The 15,258-nt window shown below is 68.4% G+C and carries 15 protein-coding genes; 12 read left to right on the top strand and 3 right to left on the bottom strand.

The features are described from left to right. The first annotated feature begins 19 nt into the window (after positions 1 to 19). From algG to FBY21_RS25415, 11 genes are all read left to right on the top strand, one after another. Positions 20 to 1,579, top strand: coding sequence for a mannuronan 5-epimerase AlgG (gene algG, locus FBY21_RS25465; protein WP_142014808.1), 1,560 nt, complete (start codon positions 20 to 22; stop codon positions 1,577 to 1,579). Positions 1,580 to 1,592: 13 nt separating this feature from the next. Beyond that, a complete protein-coding gene (locus FBY21_RS25460) occupies positions 1,593 to 3,023 on the top strand; it encodes an alginate O-acetyltransferase (RefSeq protein WP_186355574.1) in 1,431 nt (476 codons plus the stop codon). 14 nt (positions 3,024 to 3,037) lie between these two features. Further along, positions 3,038 to 4,144 (top strand): mannuronate-specific alginate lyase, encoded by a 1,107-nt coding sequence (locus tag FBY21_RS25455; protein WP_142014801.1) that lies wholly within the window; start codon positions 3,038 to 3,040, stop codon positions 4,142 to 4,144. A 173-nt stretch (positions 4,145 to 4,317) separates the two neighbouring features. After that, a complete protein-coding gene (locus tag FBY21_RS25450; RefSeq protein WP_142014797.1) occupies positions 4,318 to 5,874 on the top strand; it encodes an MBOAT family O-acyltransferase in 1,557 nt (518 codons plus the stop codon). A 13-nt stretch (positions 5,875 to 5,887) separates the two neighbouring features. Continuing rightward, entirely contained in the window at positions 5,888 to 7,021 is a 1,134-nt protein-coding gene (locus FBY21_RS25445) for an alginate O-acetyltransferase (protein ID WP_142014792.1), read from the top strand. A gap of 56 nt (positions 7,022 to 7,077) precedes the next feature. Beyond that, entirely contained in the window at positions 7,078 to 7,722 is a 645-nt protein-coding gene (locus FBY21_RS25440) for an alginate O-acetyltransferase AlgF (protein ID WP_142014789.1), read from the top strand. A 283-nt stretch (positions 7,723 to 8,005) separates the two neighbouring features. Continuing rightward, positions 8,006 to 9,454, top strand: coding sequence for a mannose-1-phosphate guanylyltransferase/mannose-6-phosphate isomerase (locus FBY21_RS25435; protein WP_142014785.1), 1,449 nt, complete (start codon positions 8,006 to 8,008; stop codon positions 9,452 to 9,454). Positions 9,455 to 9,637: 183 nt separating this feature from the next. After that, a complete protein-coding gene (locus FBY21_RS25430) occupies positions 9,638 to 10,102 on the top strand; it encodes a multidrug transporter (RefSeq protein ID WP_142014781.1) in 465 nt (154 codons plus the stop codon). 39 nt (positions 10,103 to 10,141) lie between these two features. Further along, on the top strand, positions 10,142 to 10,981 hold the full coding sequence (locus FBY21_RS25425) for an SDR family oxidoreductase (RefSeq protein ID WP_074970770.1): 840 nt from the start codon (positions 10,142 to 10,144) through the stop codon (positions 10,979 to 10,981). Continuing rightward, the gene (locus FBY21_RS25420; RefSeq protein ID WP_233473317.1) at positions 10,978 to 11,346 is read left to right on the top strand and encodes a hypothetical protein; all 369 of its coding nucleotides are present in this window, start codon (positions 10,978 to 10,980) and stop codon (positions 11,344 to 11,346) included. Before FBY21_RS25425 ends, FBY21_RS25420 begins: the two co-directional genes overlap by 4 nt. Positions 11,347 to 11,585: 239 nt before the next feature. Further along, complete coding sequence (locus FBY21_RS25415; protein WP_074970766.1) at positions 11,586 to 11,825, top strand: hypothetical protein; 240 nt, start codon at positions 11,586 to 11,588, stop codon at positions 11,823 to 11,825. A 291-nt stretch (positions 11,826 to 12,116) separates the two neighbouring features. Here the strand turns inward: FBY21_RS25415 and FBY21_RS25410 are convergent, their stop codons facing one another. Continuing rightward, positions 12,117 to 12,995, bottom strand: coding sequence for a DMT family transporter (locus tag FBY21_RS25410; protein ID WP_142014778.1), 879 nt, complete (start codon positions 12,993 to 12,995; stop codon positions 12,117 to 12,119). 144 nt (positions 12,996 to 13,139) lie between these two features. Between FBY21_RS25410 and FBY21_RS25405 the strand changes: the two genes are divergently transcribed. Further along, positions 13,140 to 13,958, top strand: a complete 819-nt coding sequence (locus tag FBY21_RS25405; protein ID WP_142014775.1) for an AraC family transcriptional regulator — start codon at positions 13,140 to 13,142, stop codon at positions 13,956 to 13,958. On the opposite strand, the gene FBY21_RS25400 is transcribed toward FBY21_RS25405, so the two are convergent. Both FBY21_RS25400 and FBY21_RS25395 read right to left on the bottom strand, forming a co-directional pair. After that, positions 13,955 to 14,272 carry a cupin domain-containing protein gene (locus tag FBY21_RS25400; RefSeq protein ID WP_021220921.1) on the bottom strand — a complete coding sequence of 106 codons (318 nt, stop codon included), beginning with the start codon at positions 14,270 to 14,272 and terminating at the stop codon, positions 13,955 to 13,957. The two genes, FBY21_RS25405 and FBY21_RS25400, sit on opposite strands and share 4 nt — an antisense overlap. Continuing rightward, positions 14,269 to 15,174 (bottom strand): DMT family transporter, encoded by a 906-nt coding sequence (locus FBY21_RS25395; protein ID WP_142014771.1) that lies wholly within the window; start codon positions 15,172 to 15,174, stop codon positions 14,269 to 14,271. Before FBY21_RS25395 ends, FBY21_RS25400 begins: the two co-directional genes overlap by 4 nt. Positions 15,175 to 15,258 lie beyond the last annotated feature (84 nt).

Genomic DNA, 15,258 nt, shown 5'->3' with positions numbered 1-15,258 from the left:
GAGCCCAGGGAGAACAGCCATGCCCAACCTCCTCGCAACCCCCCGGCCGCTCAGCGGCCTGGTGCTCGGCGCGCTGCTGGCCAGCGCCCCGTGGGTGCACGCGGCCGAGCCGGCCAAGGGCCTCAAGGAAACCAAGAACTACACCGTCACCAGCGCCCCGGTGGACCAGCTGCACCTGGACCCGCCCGAGCTGCCCGACCTCTCCGGCTACACCCGCCAAGCCATCGAGGCCAAGGTGGACCGCCGCACCGCCGGCAAGGTGGTGGTCCGGCGCATGCTCCAGCAGGACGCCCTGAAGGACTTCATCGGCGGCAACGAGCGCATGCGCGAATGGGTCAGCCGCCAGCGCGGCATGCCCCAGGCGATCTTCATCGAAGGCGGCTTCGTCACCCCGGCCGACCTGGCCAAGGCCCTGCCCGACAGCCAGTTCGCCGAAACCGCACCGGGCGTCTACATCGCCCGCCTGCCGGTGGTGGTGGCCCAGGGCGCCAGCCTGCGCATCGGCGAAGAGACCCGTGACTTCCGCCTGTCCCAGGAGCGCGGCGCGTTCCTGGTCAACGACGGCAAGCTGTTCATCACCGGCACCAAGCTGACGGCCTGGCGCGAGCAGGACGACACCCCGGCCTGGTTCCGCAAGCCCTCGGAGTTCCGCCCGTTCCTGGTCTCCTGGGGCGGCAGCGAGCTGTACATCGCCGACAGCACCGTCACCAGCCTCGGCTACGACAACTCCAAGTCCTACGGCGTCTCCATCACCCAGTACACCCCCGGCATGCACGAGCGCCTCAAGCGCCCGGAACCCACCGGCTGGCTGGTGAACTCGGAGTTCGTCGACCACTGGTACGGCTTCTACTGCTACGAAGCCCGCGACGTGGTCATCAAGGGCAACACCTACCGCGACAACATCGTCTACGGCATCGACCCCCACGACCGTTCCCACGGCCTGGTCATCGCCGAGAACACCGTCCACGGCACCAGGAAGAAGCACGGCATCATCATCTCCCGCGAGGTGGACGACAGCTGGATCATCAACAACAAGACCTACGACAACAAACTGTCGGGCATCGTCATCGACCGCAACTCGGTGAACAACCTGGTGGCCTACAACGAGGTCTACCAGAACCATTCCGACGGCATCACCCTCTACGAGAGCTCCAACAACCTGCTGTGGGGCAACAAGATCGTCGGCAACCAGCGCCACGGCATCCGCCTGCGCAACAGCGTCAACATCCGCCTGTACGAGAACCTGTCCATGGCCAACGGCCTGACCGGCGTCTACGGGCACATCAAGGACCTGTCCAACACCGACCGCGACATCGAGCTGGACCCCTTCGACACCAAGGTCTCGATGATCGTGGTCGGCGGCAAGCTCGCCGGTAACGGCTCCTCGCCCCTGTCCATCGACTCCCCCCTCTCCGTGGAGCTGTACCGCGTGGAAATGCTCGCCCCGAGCAAATCCACCGGCATCAGCTTCGCCGGCGTACTGGGCGAGAAACAGGAGGAAATCCTCGACCTGATGGTGCGCCGCAACAAAGCGGTGCTCATCGACCCCGTCGAAAGCCAGGCCGAACTCCAGGATTGAGGCACACACCACCATGCACAGACACCCCATGAAATGGCTCGCCCCCTCCACCCTCGCCGCTGCCCTGCTGGCCGCGTCCCAGGGGGCCTGGGCCGCGCCCGAGTACAGCGTGCAGCGCACCGGCCCCCTGTGCGCCGTCGCCCAGGACCCGAGCGTGTACAACACCAAGTACCTGAGCTTCTTCACCGCCCTGGTCCAGGGCCGTGGCGACTGGCTGTTCCGCACCCGCTACGACCTGCGCACCGACTTCGGCACCAGCGCCTTCGGCTACAGCGAGTTCAAGCGCCTGCGCGACGCCCTCAAGGCCAAGGGCGTCGAGTTGATGGTGGTCTACCAGCCGACCCGTGGCCTGGTGAACCGCGAACAGCTCACCGAAGCGGAAAAGGCCCGCTTCGACTACGACCTGGCGAAGAAGAACTACCTCAAGGCCGTGGACGACTTCCGCAAGACCGGCATCTGGGTCACCGACCTCTCGCCGCTGTTCGACGAGAAGGGCGTGGACACCGACTACTACTTCAAAGCCGACCACCACTGGACTCCGGCCGGCGCCAACCGCACCGCCAAGCTGGTGGCCGAGACGCTGAAGCAGATGCCCGGCTTCGACGAGATCCCCAAGAAAACCTTCGACAGCAAGGTCGTCGGCCTGCTACCCAAGGCCGGCACCCTGCACAAGACCGCCGGCCAGCTCTGCGGCACCACCTACGCCACCCAGTACGTCGACCGCTACGAGACCGAAGCCTCGGGCGACGGCGCCGCCGGCGATGCCCTGTTCGGCGACGAATCCAACCCGCAGATCGTCCTGGTGGGCACCAGCAACAGCGGCCCGGCCTACAACTTCGCCGGCTTCCTGCAGCAGCACAGCGGCGCCGAGGTGCTCAACATGGCGGTCAGCGGCGGCGGCTTCGACAGCGCCCTGCTGCAGTACATGAGCAGCCCGGAATTCCACGAGCACCCGCCCAAGATCATCATCTGGGAGTTCGCCACCCACTACGACATGGCGCAGAAGAGCTTCTACCGCCAGGCCCTGCCGCTGGTGAACAACGGCTGCGAGGGCCAGCCGGCGGTGATGCACCGCAAGGTGCGCATGAAGCCCGGCGCCAACGAAGTCTTCGTCAACGGCCAGAACCAGCCGATCAAGGACATCCGTGGCGGCGACTACCAGGTGGACCTGACCTTCAGCGACCCGTCCGTGCACGAGTCCAAGGCCACCGTCTGGTACCTCAACGGCCGCCGCGAGAACTTCAAGATCGAACAGAGCGACCGCGTCGACACCGGCGGCCGCTACGCCTTCGAACTGCGCAACGACCCCGACTGGCGGGACCTCAACGTCCTCGCCCTGGAAATCCACAGCCCCGACGAGATGCCTGAGAACCTCAGCGTCGACGTGACCCTGTGCAAGCGCCCAGGCCACTCGGGTGAACACCTCGCGGCCAAGGCCGAGTGAGGAAGGAGGTCATCATGAAACCCCGACTCCGGTTGCTCGCCCCCTGCCTGTTCAGCGGTGCCCTGCTCGGCCCGCTCGCCCACGCCGGCGACCTGGTCCCGCCCTCGGGCTACTACGCCCCGGTGGAGGTCGACGAGCACAAGGCCGACAGCTGCGAAGCCCCGCCGCCGCCCTACACCGGCAAGCTGGAGTTCCGCAGCAAGTACGAGGGCTCCAACCAGGCCCGCGCCACCCTCAACCTCACGGCGGAACGGGCCTTCCGCGACAGCACCGCCGACATCACCCGCATGGAGCGCGGGGTCAACAAGATGGTCATGGCGTACATGCGCGACGGCCAGCGGGCGCAACTGGAGTGCGCCCTGCAGTGGATGGGCAGCTGGGCCCAGGCCAACGCCCTGCAGAGCACCGAGTACAACCACACCGGCAAGTCCATCCGCAAATGGGCCCTGGGCAGCCTGTCCTCGGCCTACCTGCGGCTGAAGTTCTCCAACTCCCACCCGCTGGCCGGCTACACCCAGCAGAGCCAGCAGATCGAGTCCTGGTTCTCGCGCCTGGCCGACCAGACGGTGCACGACTGGAGCGGCCTGCCGCTGAAGAAGATCAACAACCACTCCTACTGGGCCGCCTGGTCGGTGATGGCCACCGCCGTCGCCACCAACCGCCGCGACCTCTTCGACTGGTCCGTCGCCCAGTTCCGCGTCGCCGCCAGCCAGGTGGACAAGGACGGCTTCCTGCCCAACGAACTCAAGCGCGAGCAGCGCGCCCTGGCCTACCACAACTACAGCCTGCCGCCGCTGGCCATGATCGCCGCCTTCGCCCAGGCCAACGGCGTGGACCTGCGCAACGAGAACGACGGCGCCCTGCGCCGTCTCGGCGAAAAGGTCATCGCCGGGGTGGATGACCAGGAACCCTTCGACGACAAGACCGGCAAGGACCAGGACATGGAGGACCTGGAGAAGCGCGCCAAGTTCGCCTGGCTCGAACCCTGGTGCGCCCTCTACGGCTGCAAGCCCGAGACCCTGCGCTGGAAGGACTCCATGGCCCCCTACAAGACCTTCCGCCTGGGGGGCGACATCACCCAGGTGTTCCACCCGAAGAAGGAGGGCGGCAGCGGCAGCTGACCCGGTGCCCTCCCCCACCGGGGGAGCCACCTGACGCAACGAACCGACCGCGCGGCAGACGCGGCGGCGCAAGGATTTGAACGCCACACCCTGGGGAGGGAATGGCGGGTCGCACACCGGGCTGGAACGTCCGGCGGCGGCCCAGAAAGTTACGTACAAGTGGAGAGACTCGGATGGTCTTTTCTTCAAACGTGTTCCTGTTCCTGTTCCTGCCGATCTTCCTCGGCTTGTACTACCTGGTCGGGACACGCTATCGAAACCTGCTCCTGCTCATCGCCAGCTACGTGTTCTACGCCTGGTGGCGGATCGACTTCCTCGCCCTGTTCGCCGCCGTCACGGTGTTCAACTACTGGATCGGCCTGCGCATCGGCGCCGCCGGGGTGCGCACCAAGCCCGCGCAGCGCTGGCTGCTGCTCGGCGTCGCGGTGGACCTGTGCGTGCTGGGCTACTTCAAGTACGCCAACTTCGGCGTGGAGACCTTCAACGCGATCTTCACCCAGTTCGGCATGGAACCCTTCGTCATCACCCACATCCTGTTGCCGATCGGAATCTCGTTCTACATCTTCGAGTCCATCAGCTACATCATCGACGTGTACCGGGGCGACACCCCGGCCACCCGCAACCTGGTGGACTTCGCCGCCTTCGTGGCGATCTTCCCGCACCTGATCGCCGGCCCCGTGCTGCGCTTCCGCGACCTGGTGGACCAGTTCAACCACCGCACCCACACCGTCGACAAGTTCGCCGAGGGCTGCACCCGGTTCATGCAGGGCTTCATCAAGAAGGTCTTCATCGCCGACAGCATCGCGCCCATCGCCGACCACTGCTTCGCCCTCTCCGACCCGACCACGGGGGATGCCTGGCTCGGCGCCCTGGCCTACACCGCGCAGCTGTACTTCGACTTCTCCGGCTACAGCGACATGGCCATCGGCCTCGGCCTGATGATGGGCTTCCGCTTCATGGAGAACTTCAACCAGCCCTACATCAGCCAGTCCATCACCGAGTTCTGGCGGCGCTGGCACATCAGCCTCTCCACCTGGCTGCGGGACTACCTGTACATCAGCCTGGGCGGTAACCGCGGCACCACCTTCCAGACCTACCGCAACCTGTTCCTCACCATGCTGCTGGGCGGCCTGTGGCACGGCGCCAACTTCACCTACATCATCTGGGGCGCCTGGCACGGCGCCTGGCTGGCGATCGAACGCGCCCTGGGCGTGGACGCCGCGCCGAAGGTGATCAACCCGCTGCGCTGGGCCTTCACCTTCCTGCTGGTGGTGATCGGCTGGGTGATCTTCCGCGCCGAGAACCTCGACGTCGCCTGGCGCATGTACGCCGCCATGTTCAGCTTCGGTGACTTGGGCCTCTCCGAACTCAACCGCGCCCAGCTCACCAGCCTGCAGATCGCCACCCTGGTACTGGCCTACGTGGTGCTGGCCTGGTTCGGCATCCGCCAGTTCCACGCCAAGCCGCTGACCGGCGCGCCCAAGGCCCGTGCCGACGAACAGGTCGACGCCAACGGCCCGGCCACCGCCCAGCCGCGCAGCCCGCAGGCCGCCGCCGACGACCCGGCCGCCATCGCCTACTCCCCCAGCGGTGTCCTGGTCTGGCAACAGACCTGGATGACCCAGCTGCCGGTGCTGGCCACCCGGGTCGCCCTGCTGCTGCTGTTCGCCGCGTCGATCCTGAAGCTCTCGGCGCAGAGCTTCTCCCCCTTCCTCTACTTCCAGTTCTGAAGGGAGCGCACACATGAGCAGAACTGCAAACACCCTCTACATCGTGACCTTCGCCGGCATGCTGCTGGCCCTGAGCCTGTGGTCCATGCGCGGCATCGTCGGCTTCAGCGTCGCCAAGGAAACCACCGTGCTCAACGGCAAGCTGGCCCACGCCTTCGAGAAGCACTACGACGATGAATTCCCCATCAAGCAGATCGGCACCAACCTCTGGGCCCTGGTGGACTACGGCCTGTTCGGCGAAGGCCGCCAGGGCGTGGTGATCGGCCAGGACGGCTGGCTGTTCTCCGACGAGGAGTTCGACCCGGTGGCCGAAGGCGAGCGCCACCTGCAGGAGAACCTGGCGCTGATCCAGGGCGTGCGCGACGAGCTGGACAGCCGGGGCATCAAGCTGGTGCTGGCCATCGTCCCGTCCAAGTCGCGGCTGTATCCCGAGCACGTCGGCGAGGCCCGTCCCACCGCCCTGCGCCAGGACCTCTACGCCCACTTCCGTGGCGCCGTGCGCAAGGCCGGGATCATCGCCCCGGACCTGCTCGGCCCGCTGGAACAGGCCAAGAACAACGGCCAGGTGTTCCTGCGCACCGACACCCACTGGACGCCCCAGGGCGCCGAAGTGGTGGCCCAGCGCCTGGGCCAGGTGGTGCGCGAGCGCGTCAGCCTCTCCGGCAGCGACCAGGCCTTCGTCACCGAAGCGGTGAAGAACGAGGACTACAAGGGCGACCTGACCCGCTTCCTGCCGCTCGACCCGCTGTTCGCCGACCTGATGCCCGCCCCGGACACCCTGCAGAAGCGCGAGACCCGCGCCGCAGGCGAAGAGGAATCCGGCGACCTGTTCGGCGACAGCACCGTGCCAGTGGCCCTGGTGGGCACCAGCTACAGCGCCAACCCCAACTGGAACTTCGCAGGCGCCCTGCGCCAGTCCCTGCAGCGCGACCTGGTGAACCACGCCGAGGACGGCCACGGCCCGATCCTGCCGATGCTCAAGTACCTCAAGAGCGACGAGCTGAAGGACGCCGCCCCCGAGCTGGTGATCTGGGAATTCCCCGAGCGCTACCTGCCCATGCCCAACGACCTGAGCGAGTTCGACCCACAGTGGATCGCCCAGCTGCGCAAGGGCGCCCCCGGCGAGCGCGTCGCCGCCACCCATTAACGAACGGGCCTTCGGGTCCCAAGCGCCATGCGCATTGCACCAAAGGAGGAAACACCATGAACCGACAGAAGCAACGCACCTGGACGTCGTACGCCTGCGCCCTGGCCCTGGGCGTCAGCGCCTTCTCCGCCCTGGCCGATGAAGGCGGCCTCTACGGCCCGCAGGCGCCGAAGGGTTCGGCCTTCGTCCGCGCCTACAACGCCGGTGCCAGCGAACTGGACGTCAGCGTCGGCAACACCGCCCTGAACGACGTCGCCCCGCTGGGCTCCAGCGACTTCAAGTTCCTGCCCGCCGGCAACTACAACGCCCAGGTGGGCAGCGCCAGCGTCCCGGTGAAACTGGAGTCCGACCGCTACTACACCCTGGTCAGCCAGCCGGGCGCCGAGCCCAAGCTGGTGGAAGAGCCGGCCTTCAAGAACAAGCAGAAGGCCCTGCTGCGGGTGCAGAACCTCTCCGACGCGAAACTCACCCTGAAGACCGCCGACGGCAAGACCGCCGTGGTCGAGGACGTCGCGCCCCAGGGCCGTGGCGAGCGCGAGATCAACCCGGTGAAGGTGGGCCTGGCCCTGTTCGACGGCAACCGCAAGGTCAGCGACCTCAAGCCGGTCTCCCTGCAGCGCGGCGAGGTGGTCTGCCTCTACGTCACCGGCAGCGGCGGCAAGCTCTCCCCGGTCTGGGTCAAGCGCCCCGCCGAGTCCTGATCCGCCCCGCCCGGGGCCGACGCCCCGGGCCACGCTTCGTACCCGCCGCACGAGACAGTGGGACTACAAGACAGAGGTTTGAACATGCCCAAGGCCTAGCGAGCTAGAGGGATGCAAGGCGAAAGCTTGCGAGGACGCGCAGTTTACGAGCTGTAAATGAGCATTCCGAGTGAGCTTTCAACGCAGCAGACCCGACGCGCAGCAGGTCTTGGGCATGTTCTCAGTGATCGATGTGATGAGCAGCAACTACTCACAAACAGACAAGCTTCTTAGGAGAAACACCATGATCCCTGTAATCCTTTCTGGCGGTAGCGGCTCCCGGCTCTGGCCCCTTTCGCGCAAGCAGTACCCCAAGCAGTTCCTCGCCCTGACCGGTGAGAAGACCCTGTTCCAGCAGACCCTGCAGCGCCTGGCCTTCGACGGCATGCAGCCGCCGGTGCTGGTGGCCAACAAGGACCACCGCTTCATCGTCCAGGAGCAGCTCGACAGCATCGGCGTCACCCCGCAGGCCATGCTGCTCGAACCCTTCGGCCGCAACACCGCGCCCGCCGTCGCCATCGCCGCCATGCAGCTGCTGGCCGAGGGCCGCGACGAGCTGATGCTGGTGATGCCGGCCGACCACGTGCTGGAAGACCAGCGCGCCTTCCAGCAGGCCCTGGCCCTGGCCACCATCGCCGCCGAGAAGGGCGAGATGGTGCTGTTCGGCGTGCCGGCCCTGCGCCCCGAGACCGGCTACGGCTACATCCGTGGCCAGGCCAGCGGCGAGCTGCCCGAGGGCATCAGCCGAGTCGCCCAGTTCGTCGAGAAACCCGACGCCGAGCGCGCCCAGCAGTACGTCGAGGCCGGTGACTACTTCTGGAACAGCGGCATGTTCCTGTTCCGCGCCAGCCGCTTCCTCGACGAGCTCAAGCACCACGACGTGGACATCTACGACACCTGCCTGCTGGCCCTGGAACGCAGCCAGCGCGAAGGCACCACCGTCACCATCGACGCCGCCACCTTCGCCTGCTGCCCGGACAACTCCATCGACTACGCGGTGATGGAGAAGACCGCCCGCGCCTGCGTGGTGCCGCTCTCCGCCGGCTGGAACGACGTCGGCAGCTGGAGCTCCATCTGGGAAGTCCACGACAAGGACCCCCACGGCAACGTCACCAAGGGCGACGTGGTGGTGCACGACAGCCGCAACTGCCTGGTACACGGCAACGGCAAGCTGGTGTCGGTGATCGGCCTGGACGACATCGTCGTGGTCGAGACCAAGGACGCCATGATGATCGCCCACCGCGACCGCGTGCAGGACGTCAAGAAGCTGGTCAACGAGCTCGACGCCCAGGGCCGCGCGGAAACCCAGAACCACTGCGCCGTGTACCGCCCCTGGGGCTCGTACGACTCGGTGGACATGGGCGGCCGCTTCCAGGTCAAGCACATCACCGTCAAGCCCGGCGCCCAGCTCTCGCTGCAGATGCACCACCACCGCGCCGAGCACTGGATCGTCGTCTCCGGCACCGCCGAGGTGACCTGTGACGACAAGACCTTCCTGCTCACCGAAAACCAGTCGACCTACATCCCCATGACGTCGGTGCACCGCCTGACCAACCCCGGCAAGATCCCCCTGGAGATCATCGAGGTGCAGTCCGGCAGCTACCTGGGCGAGGACGACATCGAACGCCTGGAGGACGTCTACGGCCGCAGTGACAGCGGCGTGCGCGTCAGCCAGGTGTCCACCGCGCGCTGAGGGGCCACGCCCCGGAGCCTCCCTCCCCCATCGGGAGGCTCCCGGCGCCTGTGCCAGCGGGTGCCGCCGCGCGCACCGCCTCACGGGGCCCGGGCCAGGAACGGCCAACGGCCCCGTGCCTTTTACCCCTGCCTGCCCACGGATTGCGCTAGCATTGCAGCCTTTCCGTCATGGGCCCTCCTCATGCTCCTCGGCGCCATCCTCCTCTTCGCCTGGCTGATCCTGGTCATCCGCCACCCGGCCAAGGCGCTGCCCATCTCCCTGGCTGCGGTGCTGGTCATCGGGCTCATGGCCGCCTGGGTACTGTGGGAAGAGCGCCTGGTGAACGAACAGCTGGCCCGCCTCGACGTCCGCCTCGCCTACCAGCCCGACCAGTGCCCCGCCGACCGCCCGCTGAAGATCAGCGTGCACAACGGCAGCAACACCACCCTGCTGGACCTCGCCTGGATCGTGCAGGCCTACCGCCCGGGCGACGACCTCAACCTCGCCGAATCCCCCTACGAGGCCGAGCGCAGCCTCGGCCCGCCGCGCCTGCAGGCCGGTGCCGACTGGCAGGACTGCCTGCCGCTGCCGCCGCTGCGCCGTGGCTATCGAGCCGACACCCTGGAGTTCCGCGCCGAACGATTGCATGGCAGATTCGCCGACTGATCGACTTCCACCACAACAAGACCAACAAGGAAATTCGCAATGAGCCAACCCGTTGCCCTCATCACCGGCTGCTCCAGCGGCATCGGCAGGGCCCTGGCCGACGCCTTCAAGGCCGCCGGCTACAGCGTCTGGGCCTGCGCCCGCAAGGCCAACGACGTGGACGCCCTGAACGTCGCCGGCTTCACCGGCGTGCAGCTGGACGTCAACGACGAAGCCGCCGTGGCGCGCCTGGGTGAGCGCCTGCAGCAGGAAACGGGTCGGCTCGACGTGCTCATCAACAACGCCGGCTACGGCGCCATGGGCCCGCTGCTGGACGGCGGCACCGAGGGCCTGCGCCGGCAGTTCGAGACCAACGTGTTCTCCCTGGTCGGCCTCACCCGCGCCTGCTTCCCCGTGCTGCGCGCCAGCCGTGGCCTGGTGGTCAACATCGGCAGCGTCTCCGGCGTGCTGGTCACCCCCTTCGCCGGCGCCTACTGCGCCTCCAAGGCCGCCGTGCACGCCCTCTCCGACGCCCTGCGCCTGGAACTGGCGCCCTTCGGCATCGAGGTCATGGAAGTGCAGCCCGGTGCCATCGCCTCCAGCTTCGGCGCCAACGCCAGCCGCGAAGCCGAATCGCTGATCGCCGAAGGCTCGCCCTGGTGGCCCCTGCGCGACGGCATCCGCGCCCGGGCCCGCGCCTCCCAGGACAACCCCACCCCCGCCACCGAATTCGCCCGCGACCTGTTCAACGCCATCCAGCACCACCCGCGCCCGCGCCTGCTGCGCCTAGGCAACGGCAGCCGCGCCCTGCCGCTGCTGGCCAGCCTGGTGCCCAAGGGCCTGCTGGAGGCGGTGCTGAAGAAACGCTTCGGCCTCAACGTGGCCCTGGAGCGCTCGTGAACGCACCCCGCCCGCTGGCCCTGCGCTACGTGGTGATCGGCGGCGTGGCCCTGGCCATGCTGCTCAATCTCGCCCTGCGCAGCCTGGTGCACCTCGGCGGGCTGCTGGCCACCCTGGTGATCGCCGGCGTCACCGCCCTGCTCATCGCCCTCGCCTTCCGCCTGCTGTACAAACGCCCGCCGACCCGGGGCGAAGCCTGGCGCATCGTCCTCGGCTATGGCGCCCTGCTCGGCGTGCTCTACCTCGGCCTGCTGGGCATGATGACCCTGCAGAACGCCCCCGGCCCCATGGCCATCGCTCTGTTCGTCCTGCACTACCTCTGCTACCCCGTCCTCGCCGGCCTCGTGCTCCTGCACCGCCGCTGACCCGCGTTGCGCCTCGCTCGGTCCTCATCACCGCGATGCGGTTCGCCGAACCCACCGCATCCTACGGCCCCGCTCCATCCGTAGGATGGGCTGAGCTGTGCGAAGCCCATCGTGACGGGCTCCGGGCGAGGGGCTTCGAGACTCCTGGGCACGCGAATGGAAGCCCACCCATGCGCCGTGAAAACGTCGGAACCCTCACCCCCGCTGCCTCACTAAACAGGAGAACAAGGGGGGATTCGATGGACTACCTCGACCTGCTGCAATGGCCGGCCATGCTGGTCACCGTGGCCGCCGCCTGGCTGATCGGCTCGAAGACACCCGCCCGGCGGCATATCGGCTTCTGGGTGTTCCTGGCCAGCAACGCCCTGTGGATCGCCTGGGGTCTGCACGCCCACGCCTGGGCGCTGATCGTCCTGCAACTGTGCCTGGCAGCAATGAACCTGCGCGGCGCGAAGAAAGCCGACGAAGCCAGCGGCTAGCGGCTGGTCGTGCCGGGCAATGCCAAGGCCAGCACCCGACCGTAGCCCGGACTTCAGTCCGGGAACACCCGGCACCGCTCCCGGGCTGAAGCCCGGGCTACGGAACTGGCGGCAATGAACCTGCGCGGCGCGAAAAAGGCCGACGAAGCCAGCAGCTAGCGGCTGGCCATGCCGGGCAATGCCAAGGCCAGCACCCGACCGTAGCCCGGACTTCAGTCCGGGAACACTCGGCACCGCTCCCGGGCTGAAGCCCGGGCTACGGAACGGGCAGCGATGAACCTGCGTGGAGGGCTAGCGGCTGGCCGTGTCGCGTGACGGCGCGGCGAGCACCAGAATCGCCAGGACCACCGCCCCAATCCCTAGCCCCTGGGACAGCCCCAGCGGCTCCCCCAGCAGAACGGCCGCCAGCGCCACTGCCGTGAGCGGGGCCACCGCCGTGAAGGTGGCCGCCTCCCCGCCGCTGACCCGCGACGAGCCGGCGTACCAGAGCAGGAAGCCCGCCGCCGTCGGCACCCAGGCGTACCACGCCAGCGCCCCCAGGGATGCCGGTGAAGGCCAGGCCAACGGCCCCTCCAGCAGGGCCGCCGGCGCCGACACCAGCAGCCCGAGGACGACCATGGCCGTGGCCTGCTGCACCGCGCCCAGCGGCTGGCGCATGCGCTTGTTGAGCAGGATGAATGCGCTCTCGCACAGCACCGCGCCGAACACGCAGAGCATCCCGAACCCGCTGCCCGGCCCGCTGGCCTTCCAGGCCACCGCCATCACCCCCAGGGTGGCCAAGGCCACGCTAGCCACCTGCCGCAGCCCCGGCCGCTCCCCCAGTACCAGCACCGAGAACAGCGCGGACACCGCCGGTAAGGTGCCGATGATCACCCCCGCATCCGCCGCCGGCAGGTGGGCCAGGCCCATCACCAGCAGCACCGTGTAGCCCACGCTGCCGGCGGCGGCCTGGAGCACCAGCAACACGCGGTCCCCCGCCCCCAGGCGCGGCCACGCTGCGCCCTGGCGCCGCAGCAGCCACAGCATCACCGGCAGGGCCAGGGCGAAGCGCAGCGCGGTGGCCTGGAACGGCGGCACGCTGCCCGCCAGGACCTTGGAAGCGATGACCGTGGTGCCCACCGTCATCATCGCCAGTGACAGCAGCAGATAGCCTTGCGCACGTCTCGACACCCCGACCTCCCGAATAGCGTCTCGCTGGATTGCGAGGCCCCATTCAGGCCCATCCGCCGCCTCGGTTCTTGAACGAAATTGATCTGCCAGGGCCCGTGCCCACCCTGGCTATACTGCGGCCTCGCACACGACCGGGAGCCGCCCATGGCCAGCGGGACGCACACCGAAGCCTTCGACATCCAGCCCAGCCGCCTGGCCGGCGTGCTGGCCGTGGAAGCCACCTCGCAACGCGCCTTCGGCCGTCACACCCACGACGGCTTCGGCATCGGCGTCATCCTCCACGGCGCCCAGGACTCCGCCAGCGGCCGCGGCGAGGTGCGCGCCGAACCGGGCAGCCTGATCTCGGTGAACCCCAACGAAGTGCACGACGGCCGCCCCGTGGCGGACGCCCCGCGCAGCTGGCGCATGCTGTATTTCGACAGCGCCCTGATCGCCCGCGCGGCCGGGCTGCTCGACCAGAGCCCCGGCGTCGAGCTGGCCCACCCGGTGCTGCCCTGCAGCGCCACGCGACAGGCCTTCCTCACCTTGCACGCGGCCCTCACCGGGCCGGCCGACGAGCCCTGGTGGGAGGTGGCCGAGCAGGAACTGCTGCAGGTGCTGGGGGCACTGCTGGAGGCACGTCGCGCCGACCCGCCACGCCTGCCCACGGGCGCCGTGGCCCGGGCCATCCGGCGCCTGGACGAAGCGCCGGAGGAAGGGGTCAGCCTCGGCGAGCTGGCGCGGGATGCTGGCGTCAGCCCCCATCACTTCCTGCGCGCTTTCAAGGCCGTCACCGCCCTGCCGCCCCACGCCTATCGCCTGCAACGCCAGTTGCAGAAGGCCCACCGCCAGTTGCTGGCGGGCGAGGCGCCGGTGCAGGCCGCCCTCGCCTGCGGCTTCGCCGACCAGAGCCACCTCAACCGCCATTTCACCCGTGCCTACGGCTACACCCCCGGTGTGCTGGCACGGGCACTGCGCGGCTAGACGCTGCCCTCGCGCTCCACCACCAGGATGCGCGCCGCCCCTCGGGGGTGGGCCACGTGCTCGCAACCGGGGCCGGCGTGGAACAGGTCGCCCACGCCCAGCAGCACCGCGTGCTCCTCGCCACCCTCGCGGTAGCGCATCTCCACCTCGCCATCGAGCACCACGAAGACTTCGCTGCCGTCGTTGACGTGCCAGATGTACGGCTGGTCGGTCCAGTGCAGGCGCACCGTGGTGCCGTCGAGGTTGGCGATGTCCAGCGCGCCCCAGGCACGTTCGGCAGTGAAGTCGCGGCTGCGTACCACGCGCTGGCTCATGCTCGGCTCCCCAGGGGCGCGGCGGCCACCGGCGCTTTCGGCTTGCGGAACACCAGCAGGTTGCCGGCCATCACCAGCACCAGGCCGAGCAGCGCCGGGGCGGTCCAGGCATAGCCTTCGGCGAAGGCCGAGATGTTCAGCGCCACCACCGGGAACAGCACCGTGCAGTAGGCCGCGCGCTCCGGCCCCATGCGCCCCACCAGGGTCAGGTAGGCGGTGAAGCCGATCACCGAACCGGGGATCGCCAGGTACAGCAGCGAGCCGAGGTAGCGCGGACTCAGGTCCAGGGTGAAGGGCGTGCCACTGGCCAGGCACCCCAGGGCCAGCAGCGAGGCGCCGTAGAACATGCCCCAGGCGTTGGTGGTCAGCGGCCGGTAGCCGGCCTTCTGCTGCAGGCTGGAGAGCATGTTGCCGGCGGAGAAGCACAGCGTGCCCAGCAGCGCCAAGCCGAGACCCAGCCAGGTTTCACGGCTGGCCTGGTGGCCGGCCAGCTCCGGCCAGAACAGCAGCGCCAGCCCGGCCAGGCCCAGGGCGCCGCCGGCCAGCACGTTGGCAGCGATGCGCTGGCCGAAGAACACCCGCGCGTTCAGCGCGTTCCACAGGGTGGCGGTGGAGAACACCACGGCGATCAGCCCGCTGGGGATCCACTGGCTGGCGGTGTAGAAGCACATGAAGTTGACGCAGAACAGGCACAGCCCCTGGGCCAGGCAGATCGCCTGCGCGCGGCCGTCGAGCTTCTGCAGGCGACGGCTGAGCAGCAGGATGGCGAACAGCACCACGGCCGCCAGGGCGAAGCGGTAGGCGATGGACACGGGGATGGCCACCTCGCCCATCTGCAGCTTGATGGCGATCCAGGTGGTGCCCCAGATGAGCACGGTGAGCAGGTACAGCGAGAGGTTCATGGCGGTCTTCCGGTGGTGCGTCGAGTGGCCAGTCTCCCGCGCAGCCCGTCGGCCGGCTTGCAAAAACTTGCGCTTATCCACCGC

Source organism: Pseudomonas sp. SLBN-26, assembly GCF_006715895.1.
In the GTDB taxonomy this organism is placed as follows: Bacteria; Pseudomonadota; Gammaproteobacteria; order Pseudomonadales; family Pseudomonadaceae; genus Metapseudomonas; species Metapseudomonas otitidis.
This window is presented reverse-complemented; position numbering and strand designations above follow the sequence as displayed.

What these genes read in the sequence shown, in the direction of transcription:
- algG (WP_142014808.1), top strand. Translation starts at nt 20, where the DNA reads ATGCCCAACCTCCTCGCAACCCCCCGGCCGCTCAGCGGCCTGGTGCTC.
- FBY21_RS25460 (WP_186355574.1), top strand. Translation starts at nt 1,593, where the DNA reads ATGCACAGACACCCCATGAAATGGCTCGCCCCCTCCACCCTCGCCGCT.
- FBY21_RS25455 (WP_142014801.1), top strand. Translation starts at nt 3,038, where the DNA reads ATGAAACCCCGACTCCGGTTGCTCGCCCCCTGCCTGTTCAGCGGTGCC.
- FBY21_RS25450 (WP_142014797.1), top strand. Translation starts at nt 4,318, where the DNA reads ATGGTCTTTTCTTCAAACGTGTTCCTGTTCCTGTTCCTGCCGATCTTC.
- FBY21_RS25445 (WP_142014792.1), top strand. Translation starts at nt 5,888, where the DNA reads ATGAGCAGAACTGCAAACACCCTCTACATCGTGACCTTCGCCGGCATG.
- FBY21_RS25440 (WP_142014789.1), top strand. Translation starts at nt 7,078, where the DNA reads ATGAACCGACAGAAGCAACGCACCTGGACGTCGTACGCCTGCGCCCTG.
- FBY21_RS25435 (WP_142014785.1), top strand. Translation starts at nt 8,006, where the DNA reads ATGATCCCTGTAATCCTTTCTGGCGGTAGCGGCTCCCGGCTCTGGCCC.
- FBY21_RS25430 (WP_142014781.1), top strand. Translation starts at nt 9,638, where the DNA reads ATGCTCCTCGGCGCCATCCTCCTCTTCGCCTGGCTGATCCTGGTCATC.
- FBY21_RS25425 (WP_074970770.1), top strand. Translation starts at nt 10,142, where the DNA reads ATGAGCCAACCCGTTGCCCTCATCACCGGCTGCTCCAGCGGCATCGGC.
- FBY21_RS25415 (WP_074970766.1), top strand. Translation starts at nt 11,586, where the DNA reads ATGGACTACCTCGACCTGCTGCAATGGCCGGCCATGCTGGTCACCGTG.
- FBY21_RS25405 (WP_142014775.1), top strand. Translation starts at nt 13,140, where the DNA reads ATGGCCAGCGGGACGCACACCGAAGCCTTCGACATCCAGCCCAGCCGC.
- FBY21_RS25400 (WP_021220921.1), bottom strand. Translation starts at nt 14,272, where the DNA reads ATGAGCCAGCGCGTGGTACGCAGCCGCGACTTCACTGCCGAACGTGCC.
- FBY21_RS25395 (WP_142014771.1), bottom strand. Translation starts at nt 15,174, where the DNA reads ATGAACCTCTCGCTGTACCTGCTCACCGTGCTCATCTGGGGCACCACC.